Annotated in this window: 18 protein-coding genes; 10 read left to right on the top strand and 8 right to left on the bottom strand. The window is 68.2% G+C overall.

Features of this window, described 5'->3' with window-relative positions:
- Positions 1-4: 4 nt before the first annotated feature.
- From ABD768_RS08620 to ABD768_RS08585, 8 genes are read right to left on the bottom strand one after another with little or no spacing between them, the layout of a single operon-like run.
- On the bottom strand, positions 5-868 hold the full coding sequence (locus tag ABD768_RS08620; protein ID WP_344839201.1) for a cobalamin-binding protein: 864 nt from the start codon (positions 866-868) through the stop codon (positions 5-7).
- Positions 869-922: 54 nt separating this feature from the next.
- On the bottom strand, positions 923-1,561 hold the full coding sequence (locus ABD768_RS08615; RefSeq protein ID WP_343973414.1) for a choice-of-anchor M domain-containing protein: 639 nt from the start codon (positions 1,559-1,561) through the stop codon (positions 923-925).
- Positions 1,558-2,199 (bottom strand): choice-of-anchor M domain-containing protein, encoded by a 642-nt coding sequence (locus tag ABD768_RS08610; protein ID WP_344839199.1) that lies wholly within the window; start codon positions 2,197-2,199, stop codon positions 1,558-1,560. Before ABD768_RS08610 ends, ABD768_RS08615 begins: the two co-directional genes overlap by 4 nt.
- Positions 2,186-3,046 (bottom strand): anchored repeat-type ABC transporter permease subunit, encoded by an 861-nt coding sequence (locus ABD768_RS08605; RefSeq protein WP_344839196.1) that lies wholly within the window; start codon positions 3,044-3,046, stop codon positions 2,186-2,188. The genes ABD768_RS08610 and ABD768_RS08605 overlap by 14 nt, the downstream gene beginning before the upstream one ends.
- The gene (locus ABD768_RS08600) at positions 3,043-3,846 is read right to left on the bottom strand and encodes an anchored repeat-type ABC transporter ATP-binding subunit (RefSeq protein WP_344839194.1); all 804 of its coding nucleotides are present in this window, start codon (positions 3,844-3,846) and stop codon (positions 3,043-3,045) included. Before ABD768_RS08600 ends, ABD768_RS08605 begins: the two co-directional genes overlap by 4 nt.
- Positions 3,843-4,649, bottom strand: coding sequence for a TIGR03773 family transporter-associated surface protein (locus ABD768_RS08595; protein ID WP_344839192.1), 807 nt, complete (start codon positions 4,647-4,649; stop codon positions 3,843-3,845). The genes ABD768_RS08600 and ABD768_RS08595 overlap by 4 nt, the downstream gene beginning before the upstream one ends.
- On the bottom strand, positions 4,646-6,178 hold the full coding sequence (locus ABD768_RS08590; RefSeq protein WP_425558412.1) for an anchored repeat ABC transporter, substrate-binding protein: 1,533 nt from the start codon (positions 6,176-6,178) through the stop codon (positions 4,646-4,648). Before ABD768_RS08590 ends, ABD768_RS08595 begins: the two co-directional genes overlap by 4 nt.
- A complete protein-coding gene (locus ABD768_RS08585) occupies positions 6,175-8,715 on the bottom strand; it encodes a choice-of-anchor M domain-containing protein (RefSeq protein WP_344839190.1) in 2,541 nt (846 codons plus the stop codon). Before ABD768_RS08585 ends, ABD768_RS08590 begins: the two co-directional genes overlap by 4 nt.
- A 343-nt stretch (positions 8,716-9,058) precedes the next feature.
- Here ABD768_RS08585 and ABD768_RS08580 point away from each other — a divergent pair, with 343 nt between their 5' ends.
- The 10 genes from ABD768_RS08580 to ABD768_RS08535 all read left to right on the top strand — a co-directional run bounded on the left by ABD768_RS08580 (position 9,059) and on the right by ABD768_RS08535 (position 20,200).
- Positions 9,059-9,682, top strand: a complete 624-nt coding sequence (locus tag ABD768_RS08580) for a 50S ribosomal protein L25/general stress protein Ctc (protein ID WP_343973397.1) — start codon at positions 9,059-9,061, stop codon at positions 9,680-9,682.
- Between the two features lie 43 nt (positions 9,683-9,725).
- Positions 9,726-10,301, top strand: a complete 576-nt coding sequence (pth, locus tag ABD768_RS08575) for an aminoacyl-tRNA hydrolase (protein ID WP_343973394.1) — start codon at positions 9,726-9,728, stop codon at positions 10,299-10,301.
- A 13-nt stretch (positions 10,302-10,314) separates the two neighbouring features.
- The gene (gene mfd, locus ABD768_RS08570) at positions 10,315-13,938 is read left to right on the top strand and encodes a transcription-repair coupling factor (protein WP_344839187.1); all 3,624 of its coding nucleotides are present in this window, start codon (positions 10,315-10,317) and stop codon (positions 13,936-13,938) included.
- A gap of 29 nt (positions 13,939-13,967) precedes the next feature.
- Positions 13,968-14,609, top strand: coding sequence for a hypothetical protein (locus ABD768_RS08565; RefSeq protein WP_343973388.1), 642 nt, complete (start codon positions 13,968-13,970; stop codon positions 14,607-14,609).
- A gap of 4 nt (positions 14,610-14,613) precedes the next feature.
- On the top strand, positions 14,614-15,606 hold the full coding sequence (locus ABD768_RS08560) for a nucleoside triphosphate pyrophosphohydrolase (RefSeq protein WP_344839185.1): 993 nt from the start codon (positions 14,614-14,616) through the stop codon (positions 15,604-15,606).
- Between the two features lie 707 nt (positions 15,607-16,313).
- On the top strand, positions 16,314-17,186 hold the full coding sequence (locus ABD768_RS08555) for a LysR family transcriptional regulator (protein WP_344839183.1): 873 nt from the start codon (positions 16,314-16,316) through the stop codon (positions 17,184-17,186).
- 7 nt (positions 17,187-17,193) lie between these two features.
- Positions 17,194-17,754 (top strand): RNA 2'-phosphotransferase, encoded by a 561-nt coding sequence (locus ABD768_RS08550; protein WP_343973377.1) that lies wholly within the window; start codon positions 17,194-17,196, stop codon positions 17,752-17,754.
- 38 nt (positions 17,755-17,792) lie between these two features.
- Positions 17,793-19,073, top strand: a complete 1,281-nt coding sequence (gene eno, locus ABD768_RS08545; protein WP_328328397.1) for a phosphopyruvate hydratase — start codon at positions 17,793-17,795, stop codon at positions 19,071-19,073.
- 195 nt (positions 19,074-19,268) lie between these two features.
- Complete coding sequence (locus tag ABD768_RS08540) at positions 19,269-19,703, top strand: FtsB family cell division protein (RefSeq protein WP_343973374.1); 435 nt, start codon at positions 19,269-19,271, stop codon at positions 19,701-19,703.
- The gene (locus ABD768_RS08535) at positions 19,700-20,200 is read left to right on the top strand and encodes a DUF501 domain-containing protein (protein ID WP_344839178.1); all 501 of its coding nucleotides are present in this window, start codon (positions 19,700-19,702) and stop codon (positions 20,198-20,200) included. The genes ABD768_RS08540 and ABD768_RS08535 overlap by 4 nt, the downstream gene beginning before the upstream one ends.
- The last annotated feature ends 2 nt before the right edge of the window (positions 20,201-20,202 follow it).

The raw sequence follows: 20,202 nt of genomic DNA, 5'->3' as shown, positions 1-20,202 counted from the left end.
GACGTTATCTGAGGCGGCGTGCGACGGTCGGGTCTACTGGGCCGTTGTGGAGGAGGGTGGCCAGGGCTTCTACGCCGTCGACCAGGCGGGGGCCGGGGCGGGCGAAGCAGCCGTTGGCGTCTACGGCCCAGACTGGTACTCCGGTCGGCAGGTGGCCTTGGTCGAGTAGCTCTTGGGTGAGGGCGCTTGCGGCGTCGAGGTCGAAGCCGCAGGGGGCCGAGACGATCACCTCCGGGTGAGCCGCCTCGATGGCGGGCCAGGTGGTGCGTACGGAGCGGAGGCCGGCCGTGCCGAGGACGCTGACGCCACCGGCGTACTCGATCATCTCGGGGACCCAGTGGCCGGGCGCGAACGGTGGGTCGGTCCACTCGAGCAGCATCACCCGCGTGCTGCCCTGGATGCGGACCTTCGCCAGGCGCTTGCGCAGGTCCTCGACGAAGCGGCCGGCCGGGCGGCCGATGGCGTTGCCGATCAGCTCGATCGAGTCGAACACCTCGTCGAGGTCGTGTGGGTCGGTGGTCACCACCTCGGCCTGGCAGCCGAGGTAGGACAGTGCCTCCTCGACGTCGTCGACGTCGATCGCGCAGACCTGGCAGAGATCCTGGGTGATGACGAGATCGGGGTCGAGGGCGCGCAGCGCGTCGCGGTCGAGCTTGTAGAGGTCCTCGCCGGCGGCGACGCGTTCGCGGACGGCGGTGTCGATCTGGAGCGGGGTGAGACCTTCGGGGAGATCGGTGGTGGAGACGATCCGCCGGGTGCGTGCCTCGGCCGGGTAGTCGCATTCGAAGGTCACGCCGAGAACGTCGTCGCCGCCCCCGAGAGCGAAACAGATCTCGGTGGCCGAAGGCAGCAAAGAGACAATCCTCATTTTCACAACCCTAGGTCGTGGAGGTGCGGCGCCGCACCTCCACGACGGATCGGGTTAGGGCTGGACGGTGAAGGTGTAGGTCTTCTGGCCGGTGGTGACCGCGGCGCCGGCCGCCGTGGTACCGGTGGCTTCGAAGACGACGGTGTAGGTGCCGGCCGCCTCGAACGCCCAGTTGGCGTGGGCGTGCGTGTTGATGGCGATCGCCCGGGTGTCCGGGAGACCGTTGCCGCTGTCGAACCAGATGGTCGGGCTGCCGAGTGAGCTGGTGGTGTAGACGCTCACGTCCGCCGGTCCGCTGACCGAGATCAGCTTCACGTTGAGCGTGTTGCCCTGCAGCGCGCCACTGGGCACGCCCTCGGTGTTGAAGCCCGGCCAGACGATGTTGCTCACCTGGGTCTGCGGCAGGATCCAGACGGCGCTCCCCGGCGTACCGAGGAAGCTGTACGCCGATCCGGACGGCACTGTCGTCTTACTGGCCGACACTGCATTCAGTACTACGTCAGCCGGGTTGCGGTCGACGTTGGGGGTGACTGTGCCGTCGCGCAGGTCGAGCGTGAGGGCAGAGCCGGTCCAGTCGACGTCTACTGCGTCCACGTGCCCGGCGGAGATGGTGGTGAGGGCATGTGCGGGCAGTACCTGGAGCATGGCGACCAGCGCGGCGGTACCGGCGCCTGCGAGCACCCGGGCCTTCACTGGTTCACCTTGAAGATGTAGGTCGCGACAGCGGAGACGGTCTTGCCGGTGGCGGCGAGCGTGCCACAGACCTTGACCTTCACCTTGTACGTGCCAGCCGCCTCGAACGCCCAGTTGGCGTGCAGGTGGCCGCCGGCGGCCGTGTTGATCCGGTCCGGGAGTCCGTTGCCGCTGTCGACCAGTACGGTCGGCGAACCGAAGGCGTCGGTGGTGAAGACGCTCAGGTCGGCCGGGCCGGTGACGTCGATGACGTCGACCTTCAGCGCATCGTCCTTGAAGACACCGGGCTCGATCTCCTCGGCGCCGATGCCGGGCCAGAGCAGGTCGGGGTCCTGTACTTGCGGCAGGACCCAGGCGCGGCTGCCCGGCGTACCGAGGAATCCGTACTGCGGGTTGTCGGGGACTGCGATCTCCGAGCCGGGCTTGGCGACCAGGTCGACCTCGGAGGGCGCGTACTCGACGCCGTGCTCCTCGTCGTGGATGTGCAGGTTGAAGGCGCCGTCCTCGAAGGCGATGCCGATCACGTCGACGTGACCCTGGTCGAGGGTGACATTCGGGCTGGCATCGGCCGGCAGGGACAGGCCGGTCAGCGCGAGCACCGCCACAGCGGGCAGCGCAACGCGGTTAATTGTGCGCATGACTTTCCTTTCTTACTTGGGCAAATTTGAGGAGGCCGTGCCGGGGCGCGAACACCCAGCAGGCGATGAAGACGGCGGTGGCCGTCAGCACGATCAACCCGCCGGCGGCGAGGTTGAACGCGTAGGAGAGGTAGAGCCCGACCAGGCCTGAGAACGCGCCGATCAGTGGCGCGATCAGCATCATGCGGCCGATCCGGTCGGTCAGGAGCCGGGCGCAGGCAGCCGGGGTGATCAGTAGGGCGAGGACCAGAATGTTGCCGACCGCCTGGATGGAGATGACGATCGCGATCGTCACCATGGCGTAGAGGGCCATGTCGAGCCAGAAGATGGGCAGGCCGACCGAGTGAGCCGTCTCGCGGTCGAGGCCCACGGTGACGAATTCCTTGTGGAGTGCGCCGGTGATCAGGAGCAGGACGGCGCCGGCGATCGCGACCGTGACGACATCGCCGTTGCCGATTCCCAGGACCGAGCCGAAGAGGAACGACTCGAGCGATCCGCCGTACCCGGGCGCGGTGCTCATCACCACGATGCCGAGCCCGAACGCGGCGGCGAAGAAGACGCCGATCACCGTGTCTTCCTTGAGCCGCCGATTCTGGGAGAAGACAGCGACGGAGAGTGCGGTGATCAGGCCGGCGACGATGCCGCCGACGACCAGGCTGGTGTGCAGGACGAAGGCGATCGCGATGCCGGGGAAGACCGCGTGCGCGACCGCGTCACCGATGAAGGCCATTCCGCGGAGTGCGACGTGGCTGCCGATGACGCCGCAGACGACGCCTGACATCAGTACGACGAGAAACGCGCGCTGCATGAACACGTGGTCCCACGGCTCGGTGAAGAACTCGATCATCGGGCCACCCCGAGCGTGTGCAGCAACTGCTCGGAACGCGCGACTCCGAAGGCTCTTAGCCACACGGCTGGGTCGCGCAGCTCTTCTGGCGAACCGTCGGCGATCACTGTCTCGTTGAGCAGGCACAGCCGGCTGCAGGTATCTGCTGCTGCCGGCAGATCGTGTGTCGTCATCAGAATGGCGGTGCCTTCACTGGTCAACGTCCGGAACAACCGGGTGAGAATCTCCTGCGTCGGTACGTCGAGCCCGGTGAACGGCTCGTCCAGCAACAGCAGCTTCGGCCGGAGAGCGAGTGCCCTGGCAACCAGCACCCGCTGCCGCTGCCCACCGGACAGCTCCCCGATAGGCCTGCGTCGCAGATCGACCAGGTCAACCCGCTCCAGCGCCTCGTCCACAGCTGCTTTGTCTGCTCGGCCGGGTCGTCTCAGCCAGCCGATGCGGTGGGTACGGCCGGTCATCGCGGCGGTACGGACGTCGACGGGGTAGTCCCAGACGAACTCGTGCCGCTGCGGGACGTACCCGATGCTGCCCCGCGCTTCCCGCGGCGTACGACCATCGATCGCGATGCTGCCCCGCGTGGTCGGCACCAGCCCAAGCAGCGCCCGCAGCAACGTCGTCTTCCCGGCCCCGTTGGGCCCGATCAGCCCAACTTGCTCGCCCCGCCCAACCAGTAGATCCACGTCATGCAGCACCTGCCGCCCTGCAAGCTCAACAGCAACCCCACCAAGGCGCAGCACGCCCTGGCTCGCCTGCTGGTCGGCGTCGGCCTTCGGTCGCGCTGGGTCACGCCGGCTGTTCATGCGGCCGCTCGCTTCCGGCGTACAAGCAGACGTACGGCGAAGGCGGCGCCGACCGCCAGCAGCACGGCAAGCCCAGCCACAGCAACGTCTAGCGTGCGTCCTCCGCCGGCTGAACTCGATGGGGCTGGGTCGACGATTGCTTGCTGTGTTGTTGTCTTGAAGGCGTCGCGCGGATTGCCGGGGCCGGCGTGCAGGCGGAGAGGTCGGCGGTCGGTGACTGTGGTGCCGTCGGTGAGGTTGGCTGTCATGGTGATGTCGAGGAGGTAGGTGCCGGGGGCGGAGAAGGTCCAGTTGCCGTGGACGTGGGTGTTGACGTCGATACCGGTCTCCTGCGGGAACGGCTTGCGGCTGTCGAAGACCGGGTCGGGCTTGCCGAAGTCCGAGTTGAGGAAGAGCGTGAACGTGCCCGGACCGTCGACACCGTTGAGCTTCCAGGTGACCTCACGGTCGACGCGCTTGGCGACCTCGGGATCCTGCGTGTTCCAGCCCGGCCAGACGACGCCCGGCTGCTGCACCTGCGGGATCACCCAGATCTTCTGACCTGTCTTGCCCAGAAACGCATAGGCCGGATCTGCGGGCACCGACAGCTCAGCCTTGCCGGTCGCCTGGACGACGACGTTCTCCAGCGGCCGCCAGACGACCGGATCCGCGGTGTCGTCGCGCAACTGGATCGTCCACTTGCCGTCCACGAACCGCGGTCCGAGATCGACGTGCCCGTCCGCGATCACCACCTGCGCGTCAGGGGGCGCCGGCGCGGCCGCCATCGAGGTGATTGCTAGCGGCAACAAAAACAACGGTGTCATCGAGATTCCCCCAGGCAGAGCAGCAGCTCGTCGGCGTTGTGCCGCATCATCGCGACGTAGGACCGGGCGTGTTCGTCGAACGAATCCCCGTAGATCGAGCACACCCGGACGCCGTTGTCGCGGGCGACCTGGGTCAGCACGGACGCGCGCTGCGCCAGGTTCGGCTCGGTGAAGACGGCCGGCACCTTCAGGTTGCGGATCGTCTCGGACAGCCTGCGCACCTGATCGACGCTCGGCTCCTGCGCCGGATTCGGTACGACGAACCCGGCGACCTTCAGCTGGTACGCCGAAGCCAGGTACCCGAACGCGTCATGCGTGGTGATCAGCTGCCGCCGGTCGGCCGGAATCTTCGCCAGCTGCGACCGGACGTACTCGTCCAATTCGTCGAGCTCACGCAGGTACGCGTCGGTGTCGGTCTTGTAGGCGGGTGCCGATTGCGGATCGACCTCGATCAACGTGTCGCGAATCAACTGCACGTAGGCCTTCGCGTTGGCCACGTCCTCCCACAGATGCGGGTCGATCTCGCCGTGCACGTGCTTGCCGAGCACCGCCTGCGGGAGCTGATGGATCTGCGCCCCCGCCTTGCCGAGGAACGCGAACCGCGGATCGTCCGGCACGGTCTCGAGCGCCTTGCCCGGCACATCGATGACGACCCGGCCGGCCGGTACTACGGATTGCGCCGCGCCGACGCGCTGCGCATCGGAGTACGCGTAGACCTGGCCGCTGTCGAGGTCGACGGTGAGGTCGGTGTGCCCGTCGTCGAGCACTGTCGCTTTGCCGCCGTCGGCCGGTTCGACCTGGTGCGGTTCGACGCCGACCGCGAAGGTGAAGGTGCCCTTGCCGAGTGGTCGGCCGTTGTCGAGCTTGCCTTCGAGGGTGAGGTGGTAGACGCCGGGTTTGGTGAACGCCCAGTTGAGATGGGTATGGGCGGCGGGCGGGAGCGTCGTACTGTCGGCTGGGTTGCTCGAATCGAAGTACAGGTCAGGCTGGCCGAGGGACTCGGTGAGGTAGGCGACGAGCTTGCCCGGTCCGTCGATCTTGGTGGCGGTGAGCTGGATCGATGAGGTGCGGGTGGCGCCGCGCGCTTTGCCGGTACCGCGTACGCGCAGGCCGAGCCAGAGCACGTCGAGCCCGATGTCCTCGACGAGCGGGATCACGTGCGCGCCGTACGACTCAGCTGCCTCCGCGAGCGAGACGTTGGGTGCGTCCTTCGGGGCGTTCGCGTCGATCGTCTTGATGAGCGACTGCGGTTCCAGCAACAGGTGATTGGTGAAGGTGACGTCGGCTCTGGCGACCCGCTTGGCATCCGCGGGCGTCGGCTCGTACGAATGCGGATCCCCACCGGCCGGCACCAGTGAGGTGGCGGACACCCGATCCCCACCAACCCGCTGCACCAGATCAGCCAAAATCTCAGTCGTCGTCACCACGTCGACCTTGCCGCCGGCCCCAGGCGCGCTTCCCGCGCACCCAGCAGCCGCCAGTACTACGAACGCAACCACCGCGGCGCTGACCTGCCTGCCGCGCCTCACGCGTCACCCCGACGGCGACGAGTAGCAACCAGAGTCACAACCCCGATCACCAACAAGGTCACGCCCCCACCAATCCACGCAGGCCCAACCTCAGCCCCCGTAGAAGCCAACCGGCACCCCTCCACAACACCCCGAGAAGGCGAAACCCCAGCAACCCCGGTGCGACTCCCCGCCGGCCCCGCCGCATCAAGCCCCGCCCGATCCGGCGACGTCGCCTCAGTCAGCACGCTCGCTCGTAGCTGCGACCCCGCAGCAAGCACCGCCCGATCCGGCGACGTCGCACCAACCAGCACGTTCGCCCGCGCCGGCGATGCTGGATCAACCAGCCCGCCCGCTCGCACGGGCACCGCGCTCGCAGCCTGCACCGAACCCTGGCTACCTGGCTCCGCCGCATCAAATGCGGTATGGGGGCTGCTCATGCCGGCCGCGAAGTTTCCGCCGCCTACGCGGTGCGTTGCATCCGCTGCAGCTACGCCGCCCGCGGACGCGGCGGTGCTTGTCGTACTCGCGCCATCCGTGCCGCCGACGGTAGCTGCGCCGCTCGCGCTGGTGGTGTGGGCGACTGCGGGGTGGGCGCCGTTGGAGGCGTTGGAGGGGACGGCGGGGACTACGAAGGTGAGGGTGGAGGTGGCAGTGGAGTGGGTGCCGGTGGTGAGGGTGGCTGAGTGGGTGAAGGTTGCTTGGTAGGTGCCTGGTTTGGTGAAGGACCAGTTGCCGTGGGCGTGGGTGCCGAGGGGGATTTTGTAGATGTCGGGGAGGCCGTCCCGGCTGTTGAAGATGATTTTGGGTTGGCCGAAGGAGTCGAACTCGAAGACGGCGATGGTGCCGGGGCCGGTGACCTTGGTCAGGCGCCAGTCGACTGGGGTGGAGAGCTGGGAGCTGGTGAGCTCTTCGGTGTTCCAGCCGAGCCAGATGACGCCGTCCTTCTGGGTTTGGGGGATCTGCCAGAGGGGCGAGCCGGCCGGGCCGAGGAAGTTGAAGGCGCCGCCGGGGGCGTGGGTGGCTGAGGCTGGGGTGAGCTTGATGGTGACGGATGAGGGGTCGCGCCAGATGGGGGTGCCGGGTTTGGTGCCGTCCTTTATGCGGGAGTTCAGATGGCCGTTTTCGAGGCGTACTGCGTAGTCGGCGTGGCCGTTGTCGAGGGTGGTTCTGGTGGGGTTGGCAGGGTTTGTCGGGCCGGTGGTTGAGGGGTTTGTGGGGCTGGGTGAGTTGGTTGTGCCGGGTGGGTTGGTTTGTGCGGTTGTCGGGTTGCTCTGGGTGGTCGGGTTGGTTGGTGGGGTGCTGGTGGTTGGGCAGGGCGGGAGGGAGCCGGGTGGCGGGTTGCTGTTGTTGAGGTTCGGCGGGGAATCGCTTGTCGCGTGCTCCTCATCGCCGCCGGAAGAAGCAGAAGAGCGCGGAGGCTGCGAGAGGGGAGTGGTTGGGGTCGAGGTCGAGGTCGGGGGCGTGCTGGGCGGGCGCGTGCTGGCCGGGGCCGACGGGGGTGTGGTGGGCGCCGGAGTGGGTGTGGCGGTGCGGGCCGAGGTGGTCGCCGGAGTCGGTGTGGTGGTGCGGGTTGAGGTGGGCGTCGGAGCGGTCGGTCCAGTCGGTCCCGTCGGTCCGGTCGGGGTGGTTCGGCCGGGGGCGGTTGGGGTGGGGTGTTCTGGTCCGGTGGGGGTCGGGTGGCCTGGGCCGGTTGGTGTGGCGGTGGGGGTGTTGGAAGGGGTCGAGGTGGTCGGCGGGGTGCCCGGTGGGGTGGTGGGCGTGCTGGGAGTGCCGGGTGGGGTGTAGGGGCCTATTACGAAGGTGTAGGTGGTGGGGGTGGAGGCGATTGGGGTGCCGGTTGTGGTGGTGGCGGTGGCTTGGAAAGCTAGGTGGTAGGTGCCTAGGGCGGTGAAGGACCAGTTGGCGTGGACGTGGCGGCCTACTGGTTGGTGGAGGGTTCGGAGGGTGGGGTCGGCGGCGGAGAAGAGGCGTTGGGCGGTGCCGGTGAAGTCGTCGTAGTTGAAGAAGATCTCTACGTTTCCTGGGCCGGATGCCGACAGGAGGGTTAGGTCCACGGCATCGCCGGCGAGGGTGCCGGGGGTGATGGTTTCGGTGTCCCAGCCGGGCCAGATCAGGTCGGGGTCCTGGGATTCGGGGGCGATCCAGACCGGGTCGCCGGGTTTGCCGAGGAAGGCGAAGGCGGGGAGGTCGGGGAGTTCGACCCGGGCGGATGCCTTGTCCTCGAGGTTGAAGATCAGATTCGCGGGATCCGCCTCGCGGTACTCGCCCAGGCCGATCCGGGTGCTCAGCCGCAGTACCGATCCGTCGTACGTCGTGTGCAGAGCATCCGTATGGACCGCCCGCAACACCTCCGGCGCCCCGCCCGCATAGGAACGCAACGGCTGCAGCGCCATGCCCAGCGCGAGAGCGAGGACCAGGAGCGCCGCGCCAGTTGCCAGCAAGCCTGCGCGGAGACCGGCTGAGAGCGGGCCGGGGCGACGGCAGGCGCGCAGGAGGGTGCTGAGTTGGGCTCGGAGGCGGGTGGGCAGGGGGGAGCGAGGGTGAGTGGCGGTCACGGGAGGAACTTAACTGATCTGACAATCATTTTCAGTAAGCGATGCCGAAACTGCCCCGGACGGCGCCCGAAAGTCGTCACGATCCAGAGGGAACAAAGTCACCCCCAGAACGGATTTCCTGTCTGGGCTGAGTCGTGGGTAAACTGTTTTGGTTGCCTCGGCGAGGGACGCCCCCCGGACACAGTCGCGCTCACCCGCGAACTGTCGGGAGCGGCTCCGTGATCGACGCGGTGGTTCGTTGCCTGACGCCTGTACGGGAGTCAAGACGTGCCCGCTGAGGCTCTAGCAACTTTGTAACACCACCGACGATTAATCACCGCAACGCACTTGAGGAGTTCATCTCGTGGCCGAGGTCAAGATCCAAGCCGAGTCGCGCACGGAGTTCGGCAAGGGTGCTGCCCGCCGTATCCGCCGGGACCACAAGGTGCCCGCCGTTCTGTACGGCCACGGCACGGACCCGGTGCACATCACGCTGCCCGGTCACGACACCATGCTGGCGCTGAAGACCGCGAACGCCCTGCTGCTGATCGAGGTCGAGGGCTCGGAGAGCCTGCTCGCGCTGCCGAAGCAGGTCCAGCGCGACCCGATCAAGAACACCATCGAGCACGTCGACCTGGTCATCGTGAAGCGCGGTGAGAAGGTCCAGGTCGAGATCTCGGTCCACCTCGAGGGTGACGCCGTCAGCGAGACCCTGGTCGTGCTCGAGAACGCGACCGTTCTGGTCGAGGCCGAGGCCACCCACATCCCCGATGGCGTCACCGTCTCCATCGAGGGCCTGGACGCCGGCGCCCAGATCCACGCGTCCGACCTGAAGCTCCCGGCCGGGACCACGCTGGCCGTCGAGCCGGAGACCCTGATCGTCAACATCACCGCCGCGCAGACCGCGGCCCAGGCCGACGCCGAGATGGCCGAGGCCGAGGCCGAGGCCGGCATCGAGCGCGACGAGCCGGTCGCCGCCGAGGCGTAAGCAGTACGCAGTACAACAGCTTCAACAGGAAGGGCCGGGATTCGTGGCGGACGACGTGTGGTTGGTCGTCGGGCTGGGGAATCCCGGCCCTTCCTATGCCAAGACCCGGCACAACGTCGGCCAGATGGTCGCCGACGAGCTGGTCTCCCGGGTCGGCGGCAACTGGAAACAGCACAAGCAGGCCAAGGCCGAGGTGGTGGAGGCCAGGATCAGCGGCATCCGGACGATCCTGGCCAAGCCCCGGTCCTACATGAACGAGTCCGGCGGACCGGTCTCCGGCCTGCTGAAGTTCTTCAAGGTCGAGCCGAAGTCCATGATCGTGCTGCATGACGAGCTGGACATCGACTTCGGCGTCCTCCGGGCCAAGTTCGGCGGCGGCGACAACGGGCACAACGGGCTCAAGTCGATCCGCAAGTCGGTTGGCACCGGCGACTACTATCGAGTCCGGTTCGGCGTCGGGCGCCCGCCCGGCCGGCAGAACCCCGCAGACTTCGTCCTCAACGAGTTCTCCTCAGCCGAACGCAAGGACCTCCCGTTCGCTGTCGACCGGACAGCCGACGCGGTCGAGTCCCTGATGACGGATGGCCTGGAAGTAACCCAAGGACGGTTCAACTCTTAGTGAGGGACAACTCGTGAAACTGGCCGGCCTGGTCGACACCCTGATCACCGATCCGGTGGTAGCCGAGGCCGTTCGTGACGCCAAGAACGACGGCATCACGACCCTCGACCTGAGCGCACCCGGGCCGATCCGCCCGGTGCTGATGGCTGCCCTCGCGGCCGCCCAGGGCGCGGATCGTCCCGTCCTGGCAGTCACCGCCACCTTCCGCGAGGCCGAGGAGCTCTCCGAGGCGCTGCAGTGCCTGGTCGAGCCCGGCACCGTCGCCTATTACCCCGCCTGGGAGACGCTCCCGCACGAGCGCCTGTCACCGCGTTCCGACACGGTCGGCCGCCGTCTCGCCGTACTCCGCAGGCTCGCGCACCCGGACCCGTCGGACGAGACCACCGGCCCGATCAAGATCCTCGTCGCGCCCGTACGGTCCGTATTGCAGCCCCAGGTCGCCGGGCTCGCCGATCTCCGCCCGGTCCAGCTGCACGTCGGCGACTCGGTCGAGCTCGAGGACGTCACCGAGCGGCTGGCGGCAGCAGCGTACAACCGTGTCGACCTGGTCGAGCGCCGGGGCGAGTTCGCCGTCCGCGGCGGCATCATCGACGTCTTCCCGCCGACCGAGGAGCACCCGCTGCGGGTCGACTTCTTCGGCGACGACGTCGAAGAGATCCGGTACTTCGCAGTCGCCGACCAGCGGTCCCTGGAGATCGCCCAGCACGGCCTGTGGGCGCCCCCGTGCCGTGAGTTGCTACTGACCGACGAGGTGCGCGCGCGGGCCGCAGTACTGGCCAAGGAGCACCCGGAGCTGTCCGAGCTGTTCGAGAAGCTCGCCGAAGGACACGCGGTCGAGGGGATGGAGTCGCTCGCGCCCGTCCTCGTCGACGACATGGAGCTGCTCGTCGACCTGATGCCGGCCGGCACGCACGTCGTCGTCAGCGACCCTGAGCGGGTCCGGGCGCGGGCGCACGACCTGGTCGCGACCAGTCAGGAGTTCCTGGAGGCATCCTGGGCCGCGGCCGTCGGTGGTGGCGACGCTCCGATCGACCTTGGCGCAGCGGCGTACATGTCGCTGGCCGATGTCCGGTCCCACGCGCTGGCCAAAGGCCTGGCCTGGTGGAGCATGTCGCCGTTCGCGATCGCGCCGACCGATGCGCCGGAGCTGCGTGACTCGATGGGTGAGCGCGTCTCCTTCGACATCGACCCGGACGCCGGCGCGGTCCGCAGCCGGATCGTCGCGGCCCATGAGGTCGACCCGTATCGCGGCGAAACCGCTGCTGCCGTTGAGGATGTGCGCGGCTGGCTGCGGGACGGCTGGCGCGTCGTCTGCGTCACCGAAGGACACGGTCCGGCCCAGCGGCTGGCCGAGGTGTTCTCCGAGGCGGAGCTGCCCGCGCGGACCGTCGACAGCATCGACGGCATCCCGCCGACGGGTGTCGTGCAGATCTCGCAGGGCGCCCTCGATCGCGGGTTCATTGCCGAGGGCATCAAGTTCGCGGTGCTCACCGAGAACGACCTGGCCGGCCAGCGCTCGGCGGCCGAACGGCGTTCCCAGCAACGGATGCCGAGCCGCCGCAAGAAGACGGTCGACCCGCTGGAGCTGGCGCCGGGCGACTACGTGGTGCACGAACAGCACGGCGTCGGCCGGTACGCCGAAATGCTCCAGCGCACCGTTGGTACCGGCGCACAGAAGGCCACCCGCGAGTACATCGTCATCGAGTTCGCGCCGAGCAAGCGCGGCCAGCCCGGCGACCGGCTGTACGTGCCGACCGACCAGCTCGACCAGGTCACCCGGTACGTCGGCGGCGAGCAGCCCACGCTCGACAAGATGGGCGGCGGCGACTGGGCCAAGCGCAAGGGCCGGGCACGCAAGGCGGTCCGCCAGATCGCCGGCGAGCTGATCAAGCTGTACGCCGCGCGCCAGGCGACCAAGGGGCACGCGTTCGCCAAGGACACTCCGTGGCAGCGCGAACTGGAGGACGCGTTCCCGTTCGTGGAGACGCCGGACCAGCTGGCCACCATCGACGACGTCAAGCACGACATGGAACGCGTCACGCCGATGGACCGGATCGTCTGTGGCGACGTCGGTTACGGCAAGACCGAGATCGCAGTACGGGCTGCCTTCAAGGCGGTGCAGGACGGTAAGCAGGTCGCGGTACTGGTGCCGACCACGCTGCTCGTCCAGCAGCACTACGCGACCTTCGCCGAGCGGTATGCGGCCTTCCCGGTCAACGTGGCGCCGCTGTCGCGGTTCCAGACCGACAAGGAGTCCAAGGCGACCCTGGACGGGCTGGCCGACGGCTCGGTCGACGTGGTGATCGGTACGCACCGGCTGCTCGGCGGCGAGGTCGCGTTCAAGGATCTCGGGCTGGTCGTGGTCGACGAGGAGCAGCGCTTCGGGGTCGAGCACAAGGAGCAGCTGAAGCAGTTGCGGACGGCTGTCGACGTACTGACCATGTCGGCGACGCCGATCCCGCGGACGCTGGAGATGTCGATCACCGGCATCCGCGAGATGTCGACGATCGCCACCCCGCCGGAGGAGCGGCACCCGGTGCTGACGTTTGTCGGCGCGTACGAAGAGGGCCAGGTGACAGCCGCGATCCGGCGCGAACTGCTCCGAGAGGGCCAGGTCTTCTTCGTCCACAACCGGGTCAACACGATCGAGAAGGCGGCCGCCCGGATCCGCCAGCTGGTCCCCGAGGCTCGCGTCACGGTCGCCCATGGCCAGATGCCCGAGCACCAGCTCGAGCAGGTCATCCAGGGGTTCTGGGAGAAGGAGTCCGACGTGATCGTCTGTACGACGATCGTCGAGTCGGGCATCGACATCTCCAACGCGAACACGCTGATCGTCGAGCGCTCCGACCTGCTCGGGCTGTCCCAGCTGCACCAGCTGCGCGGCCGGGTCGGGCGTGGCCGCGAGCGGGCGTACGCGTACTTCTTCTTCCCGCCGGAGAAGCCGCTCACCGAGACGGCTCACGACCGGCTGGCGACGATCGCGCAGCACGCCGACCTCGGCGCCGGCATGCAGGTCGCGATGAAGGACCTCGAGATCCGCGGCGCCGGCAACCTGCTCGGCGGCGAACAGTCGGGGCACATCGCCGATGTCGGGTTCGACCTGTACGTCCGGCTGGTGGGCGAGGCGGTCGCGGAGTACCGGGGTGACACCCAGGCCGACGAGCCCGAGGTCAAGATCGAGCTGCCGATCGACGCGCACCTGCCGCACGACTACGTGCCGTCGCAGCGGCTGCGGCTGGAGATGTACCAGCGGCTGGCCGCCGTACGGGACGAGGACGGCATCGCGGAGCTGGTCGAGGAGCTGCACGACCGGTACGGCGACATCCCGCAGCCGGTGCTGAACCTGATCGAGGTGGCGAAGTTCCGCAACCACGCCCGCCGGGCGGGGCTGCACGACGTCACCCTGCAGGGCAATCTGATCCGGTTCGGACCGGTCGAGCTGCCCGATTCGAAGGTGCTCCGGCTGAACAGGCTGTACCCGAAGAGTCTGGTCAAGCCGCAACTGCGTACGATCCTGGTGCCGAGACCTGCCACCCGGCCGGTCGCCGGTCAGCCGCTTCGCGACCAGGAGCTGCTGCAATGGTGCGCGAGACTGATCGACGACGTGATCGCCGAACCGGTCGGCGCGACAGTATGACCACGAACTGGAAGATTCGAGGAGATTCGGTGAGCACTTCGCGACGGCTTCGGGCGACGCAGGTAGTCGGCGCGGGCCTGGCCTCGGTCCTGCTGCTCGGCGGTTGCGCCGCGGGCACCCACCCGGGCGCGGCGGCGACGATCGGCGACAACGAGATCAGCGTCTCCGATCTGGACAAGAGCACCGCCGCGATCCAGAGCGCGGTCGGCGGGCAGCAGCAGATCGCCCCGGCCGCCGTGCTGAAGATCCTGGTGAACAACGAGGTCGCCGCGCAGGTCCTCGACCAGCGCTCGATCAAGGTCAGCGACGCCGAGATCGAACCGGCCATGAAGGTCGTCGTCGACCAGTCGCTGTACCCGAAGTTCGCGGCGAACCCGGTCACCAACGACTTCCTGCGGGCCGCGGCGCGCGCGGTGGTCGGTCAGATCAAGCTGGCCGGCGGCACCGGATCGGTCACCGAGCCGAACGCGCAGCAGCAGAGCACCGAGGGCGCCAAGCTGATCGAGGAGGCGTCGAAGAACATCACCGTCGACATCGCCCCCCGCTACGGCACCTGGGACGGCACCCAGCTCAAGGAAGGCTCGGGATCGCTGTCGAAGCTCTCCCCGCAGAGCTCGCCGACGCCGACCGCGCCCCAGGGCGAGCAGCCGCCGGCCGAGCCGCAGGGCTGAGCCTTTGACGGGTTCGATCAAGGTCGTCCTGACCAGTCCACGGGTCGCGCCCGGGTTGCTCACCCGGGCCGCCTGGCAGGTCTTCACCGACGCTTCTGCGATCGGCGCCTCCGCCGGACCCTCACGGCCTGACGTCCAGGCGCTGATCGGGTCCGGACTCGTCGTCCAGCACATCGATGGCGACGTCGCCGAGCAGTGGGCCTGGCTGACGACTGCTGCCCAGTCGGGGGCCCGCGTCGCCTGGCTGGTCGGCGAGGACGGCGAGCCCGCGCTGCTGCGGATCATCGCGGATTCGTTGAGTCGCGAGCCGCGCCCGGAGTACGAGGTCGAGATCGTCCACGGCTCGTACGACGTACCGGGCGCCCGCCTGATCGACCTCGTCCGCGTGATGGACCGCCTGCGCCGCAACTGCCCCTGGGACCAGGAGCAGACGCACGAAAGCCTCGCCCGCTACCTCCTCGAGGAAACCTACGAAACCCTCGAAGCGATCGACTCCGGCGACTACATCCACCTCCGCGAAGAACTGGGCGACCTCCTGCTCCAGGTAGCCTTCCACGCCCGCATCGCCGAAGAGGTCGCCGAGGAAGACGACGGCTTCTCCATCGACGACGTAGCCGGCGGCCTGGTGGAAAAACTCGTCCGCCGCCACCCCCACGTCTTCGCCGACGTCACCGCGGCCGACTCCGCCGCCGTCGAAGCCAACTGGGAATCCATCAAGGCGGCCGAAAAACAACGCACCTCGGTCCTGGAAGGCATCCCCCTGGCCCTCCCCGCCCTGGCCCTGGCCGACAAAGTCCTAGGCCGAGCCGCAAAGGTCCTCCCCGCTGACGCCCCACTCGCGGCCGCCCCCTCGACGGCACCCGACGACGCCCGCATCGGAGCCGAGCTCCTGAACCTGGTCCGCCAGGCCCGGTCCCTAGGCGTAGACCCAGAACAAGCCCTCCGCACAGCAACCCACCACCTAGCCAACCAGGTACGAACCGCCGAAGCCGGCTAATTCCTCCGACGCAGGCCCGACGGCCGTCTTGTGGAGCGTTGGGTTGACCGGCAACCCGCGGCCGCTGGCGGGTTATTCGGCCGCTGGTGCTGCACAGGGCGCTAGCGGTCGAATAACCTGCCAGTCGCCCCTGAGCGGCCCGCCCGATCGCCGAGCTGGGGGCGAGGTCAGTGCGGATTGCGGCCTCGGCTGTGGGCCAGGTGGGGGTGTGGGTGAGGTCGGCTGGGACGGACCTTTGGGGGCCGAAGAGGTAGCGGTGGGGGACTAAGCCGCGGAGGGCTGCGTGGACGTCGGCCTTGTCGTCGATGAAGTGGGTGATGCCTAGGTCGGCGCAGTGGATGGCTTTGTCGGGGCGGCGTAGGCAGAAGCGGATGTTTTCGGCGGGGATGCCGGTGTGGGGGAAGAAGTCGTGGTGGCGGAGCCAGGCTAGGGAGCGTTGCTGGATTCGGGGGCCGCACTTGGAGATGAGCCAGGCTTGGCCGTTGAAGAGGTCTACCAAGCGGGGGATGGTGTCGAAGGCGCCGGGGACGGCGGGGGTGTGGAGGGCGGCTTCGGGGGTGCCGCCGAAGAAGGCGGTGTCCTGGCCGGGAGGGCTGTTGATGATGACGCGGCCGATGTCGATTCCCAATCTGTTCATGGGGTGATCGTGCGCTGGGGCACTATGTCGACAGAACTATTAACAGACGCCGGAGCTATAGTTTGAGGTGATGATTCTGGATCGGTTGGTGGCTGAGGACCTGGAAGCCTTCGCTGTTTTCGCCAAGCATCGGAACTTCACGCACGCGGCCGGCGAGTTGCATGTGAGCCAGCCCGCGCTGCATGCGAGGGTCCGCAAACTCGAGCAGACGTTGGGGAAACAGCTGTACGAGCGCCAAGGGCGCAAGCTGTTGCTGACGGCGACGGGTGATCAGCTGGCCGCCTTCGCCAACGACAGCCGTGCTCGGGCCGCAGCGTTCCTCGACGAGCTCGACGTCTTGCCGCCGCGACCGCTTGTCCTCGCGGCCGGTTCGGGGGCATACCTGTATGTCATCGGCGAGGTCCTCCGCCGCTACCTCGCCCGTGAGCCCGGTCTTCGGCTGATGACGACGGACTCCGACGCCACCGTCACCGCCATCCGCGACGGCAGCGCCGACTTCGGGGTCACGGCGCTGACCATCCCGCCGGACGACCTCGACTGCGAGCCGCTCGCGCAGTACCCGCAAGTGCTCGCGGTTCGACCCGGCCACCGCCTGGCGGACCGGCGTACGGTCCGGCTGAAGGATCTCCATGGCGAGGCGCTCGTCGTACCGCCGAAGACCCGCCCCCATCGGCAGCAGCTCGAACGCAGCCTGCTCGACGCCGGTGTTGACTGGACCGTCGCGGTGGAGGCCGAAGGCTGGAATCTCCTGGTCCACTTCGTCCGGCTCGGCGTCGGCCCGGCCGTCGTCAACGGCTTCGTCCGTACGCCGGCCGCCGTGCGAACCATCCCTGTCAAGGACCTCCCACCGATTCGCTACTACCTCGTCACCCGCCGCAACCGCCCGGCTGACCAGCGCCTCGACCTGCTGCGCGAGCTACTCCAGCGCCACGTCCTGAAATGATGAGTCGGTGAGCAAGGACAGCCGGGCGATTTCGAGGTTGCTCAGGCATACAGGCGGTGAGCGGGGGCTCGCGATGAGTGCTGACGGCTGGGCGCTGATCGAAGACGTCTGCAAACTCCTCGAGATGGACCGTACTGCGCTCGCAGCGGCCGTCGAGCAGAACGACAAGGCGCGCCTGCAGGTCGATGGAGAGCGAATTCGGGCGTGTCAGGGGCACTCCGCGGCGGGAATGCCGGTCACCCGTGAAGCTTTGGAGAACAGTTGGCGACGGGTTCGGCCTGTCGAAGAGCTCTGGCATGGGACGAATCAAGCAGTCCTCGAGGCGATTCTGCGCGAAGGGTTACAGCCCGGGCGGCGTACCCACGTCCACCTCGCGCCGAGCCGGAACAGCCATGTGGGCAGGCGATCCAGGGTCGACGTGCTGCTCGGGATCGATCCGGCGAAGCTCGATCAGCCGGTTTTCCAAGCTCCCAACGGGGTTCTGCTGGTCCGGTCGGTGCCTCCTGGAGCGATCTCCCAAGTGCTGAAGACCGACGCGGTCCACGGGGCCGACTGGTCTGGCCGCTAGGCTCGGGGCTGACATCAGGTGTGAACAAGGGAGTAGATGTGGCCACCATCGAGGCCGTCGGCGCCCGCGAGATTCTTGACTCGCGCGGTAACCCCACTGTCGAGGTCGAGGTTCTCCTCGACGACGACACCGTCTCCCGGGCGGCAGTGCCGTCGGGAGCTTCCACCGGCCAGTTCGAGGCCGTCGAGCTGCGTGACGGGGACAAGTCCCGTTACGGCGGCAAGGGTGTCCAGAAGGCCATCACGGCCATCCTGGAGGACATCGACAAGGAGATCGTCGGCTACGACGTCCACGAGCAGCGGCTGATCGACCAGGCCCTGATCGACCTGGACGGTACGCCGAACAAGTCCAAGCTGGGCGCGAACGCCATCCTCGGCGTCAGCCTCGCCGTCGCCAAGGCGGCCGCGGAGAGCGCCGGCCTGGACCTCTACCGCTACGTCGGCGGCCCGAACGCGCACGTGCTCCCGGTGCCGATGATGAACATCCTCAACGGCGGCTCGCACGCGGACAGCAATGTCGACGTGCAGGAGTTCATGATCGCCCCGATCGGCGCGTCGACGTACTCCGACGCCCTGATGCAGGGTGCGACCGTCTACCACGCGCTGAAGGCCGTGCTGAAGGAGAAGGGCCTGTCCACCGGCCTCGGCGACGAGGGCGGCTTCGCCCCGAACCTGCCGAGCAACCGGGACGCGCTGGACCTGATCCTGGTCGCGATCGAGCGAGCCGGCTTCAAGCCGGGCGAGGACATCGCGCTGGCCATGGACGTGGCCGCGAGCGAGTTCTACACCGACGGTGTGTACGCGTTCGAGGGCGGCAAGAAGTCGGCCGACGAGATGATCGCGTACTACGCGGACCTGGTGGCGGCGTACCCGATCGTGTCGATCGAGGACCCGCTGAACGAGGAGGACTGGGACGGCTGGAAGAACCTCAGCGCCCAGCTCGGCGACAAGATCCAGGTGGTCGGCGACGACCTGTTCGTCACCCAGGTCGAGCGGCTGCAGCGCGGCATCGACGAGAAGGCCGCCAACGCCCTGCTGGTCAAGGTGAACCAGATCGGCTCGCTGACCGAGACGCTGGACGCCGTCGACCTGGCCCACCGCAACGGGTTCGCCTGCATGATGAGCCACCGGTCCGGCGAGACCGAGGACACCACGATCGCCGACCTCGCGGTGGCGACCAACTGCGGCCAGATCAAGTCCGGCGCGCCGGCCCGGTCCGACCGTACGGCGAAGTACAACCAGCTGCTCCGGATCGAGGAAGAGCTCGACGACGCGGCCCGGTACGCCGGTCGCTCGGCCTTCCCGCGATTCAAGGGCTGACCGACGTAGGCTTTGGAGATGTCCTCCCGCCGGGATCCAGGTGCGCGCCCAGGCTCGCGACCGACGAGTCGTAGCCAGTCGCGCCCGCCTGCCCGCAGGGACGGCAACCAGCCCAAACGTCGTACGACGGGAACCCCTGGTCCGGGCACGCCCCGGACCAGGGGTTCGCGCAACCTCACCGGCCGGGCAGCCGTCGTGCTGCTCGTGCTCGGGGCGCTGATCGTTTCGTACGCGCAGAGCCTGCGGGTCTGGTTCGACCAGCATCAGCAGATCAGCGCGTTGCAGCAGGAGATCCGCGATCGCGAGACGCGGGTCGACCAGTTGGGCGAAGAGGTCGAGCGCTGGAACGATGACGCCTACGTCAAGGCGCAGGCCCGGCAGCGGCTCGGCTGGGTGATGCCGGGCGAGGTCGGGTACCGGGTGATCGGCGCGGACGGCAAGCCTGTCGGGGCGCCGCCCGAGCCCGCGGGGCCGGCTGATCCGCATGCCGATCCGCAGAAGCCGACCTGGTACACGAAGCTGTGGGGGAGCGTCGAGGGCGCCGGCAATCCGCCCGCGCCGGCCAAACCGGCCACCCCGAAGCCGACCCCCAAACCGGTACTGACCGCACCACCGAAGGGCAGCAGGTGAGCGTTACACCCGAGACGGGGTCATCTAAAGACGCCACGGCCGTCAGCGAGCAACTCGGCCGCCCCGCCCGCGGGATCCGTTCGATCGCTCATCGCTGTGTGTGCGGGCTGCCCGATGTGGTCGAGACCGAGCCGCGGCTTCCCGACGGCACGCCGTTCCCGACCACGTACTACGTGACCTGTCCCCGGCTGGCGTCGGCGATCGGCACACTGGAGGCGGACGGCGTGATGAAGGAGATGACGGACCGGCTGGCGGAGGACGAGGAGCTGGCTGCTCGGTATCGGTCGGCGCATGAGGACTACCTGCGTCGGCGCGAGGCGCTCGGTGACGACGTGCCCGAGATCAAGGGGATCAGCGCGGGTGGGATGCCTACCCGGGTGAAGTGCTTGCATGTGCTGGTCGGGCACTCGCTGGCGGCCGGGCCTGGGGTGAATCCGCTGGGCGATGAGGCCCTGGCGATGCTCCCCGACTGGGGCCGACGGGGGCCTTGTGTCTGACG

It is taken from the genome of Kribbella ginsengisoli (assembly GCF_039537185.1).
Classification (GTDB): domain Bacteria; phylum Actinomycetota; class Actinomycetes; order Propionibacteriales; family Kribbellaceae; genus Kribbella; species Kribbella koreensis.
The sequence above is the reverse complement of the archived record's forward strand: the minus strand, read 5'-3'. Positions and strand labels throughout refer to the sequence as shown.

Coding starts and splice junctions, on each gene's coding strand:
- ABD768_RS08620 (WP_344839201.1), bottom strand. CDS start 868: ATGAGGATTGTCTCTTTGCTGCCTTCGGCCACCGAGATCTGTTTCGCT.
- ABD768_RS08610 (WP_344839199.1), bottom strand. CDS start 2,199: ATGCGCACAATTAACCGCGTTGCGCTGCCCGCTGTGGCGGTGCTCGCG.
- ABD768_RS08605 (WP_344839196.1), bottom strand. CDS start 3,046: ATGATCGAGTTCTTCACCGAGCCGTGGGACCACGTGTTCATGCAGCGC.
- ABD768_RS08600 (WP_344839194.1), bottom strand. CDS start 3,846: ATGAACAGCCGGCGTGACCCAGCGCGACCGAAGGCCGACGCCGACCAG.
- ABD768_RS08595 (WP_344839192.1), bottom strand. CDS start 4,649: ATGACACCGTTGTTTTTGTTGCCGCTAGCAATCACCTCGATGGCGGCC.
- ABD768_RS08555 (WP_344839183.1), top strand. CDS start 16,314: ATGATTCTGGATCGGTTGGTGGCTGAGGACCTGGAAGCCTTCGCTGTT.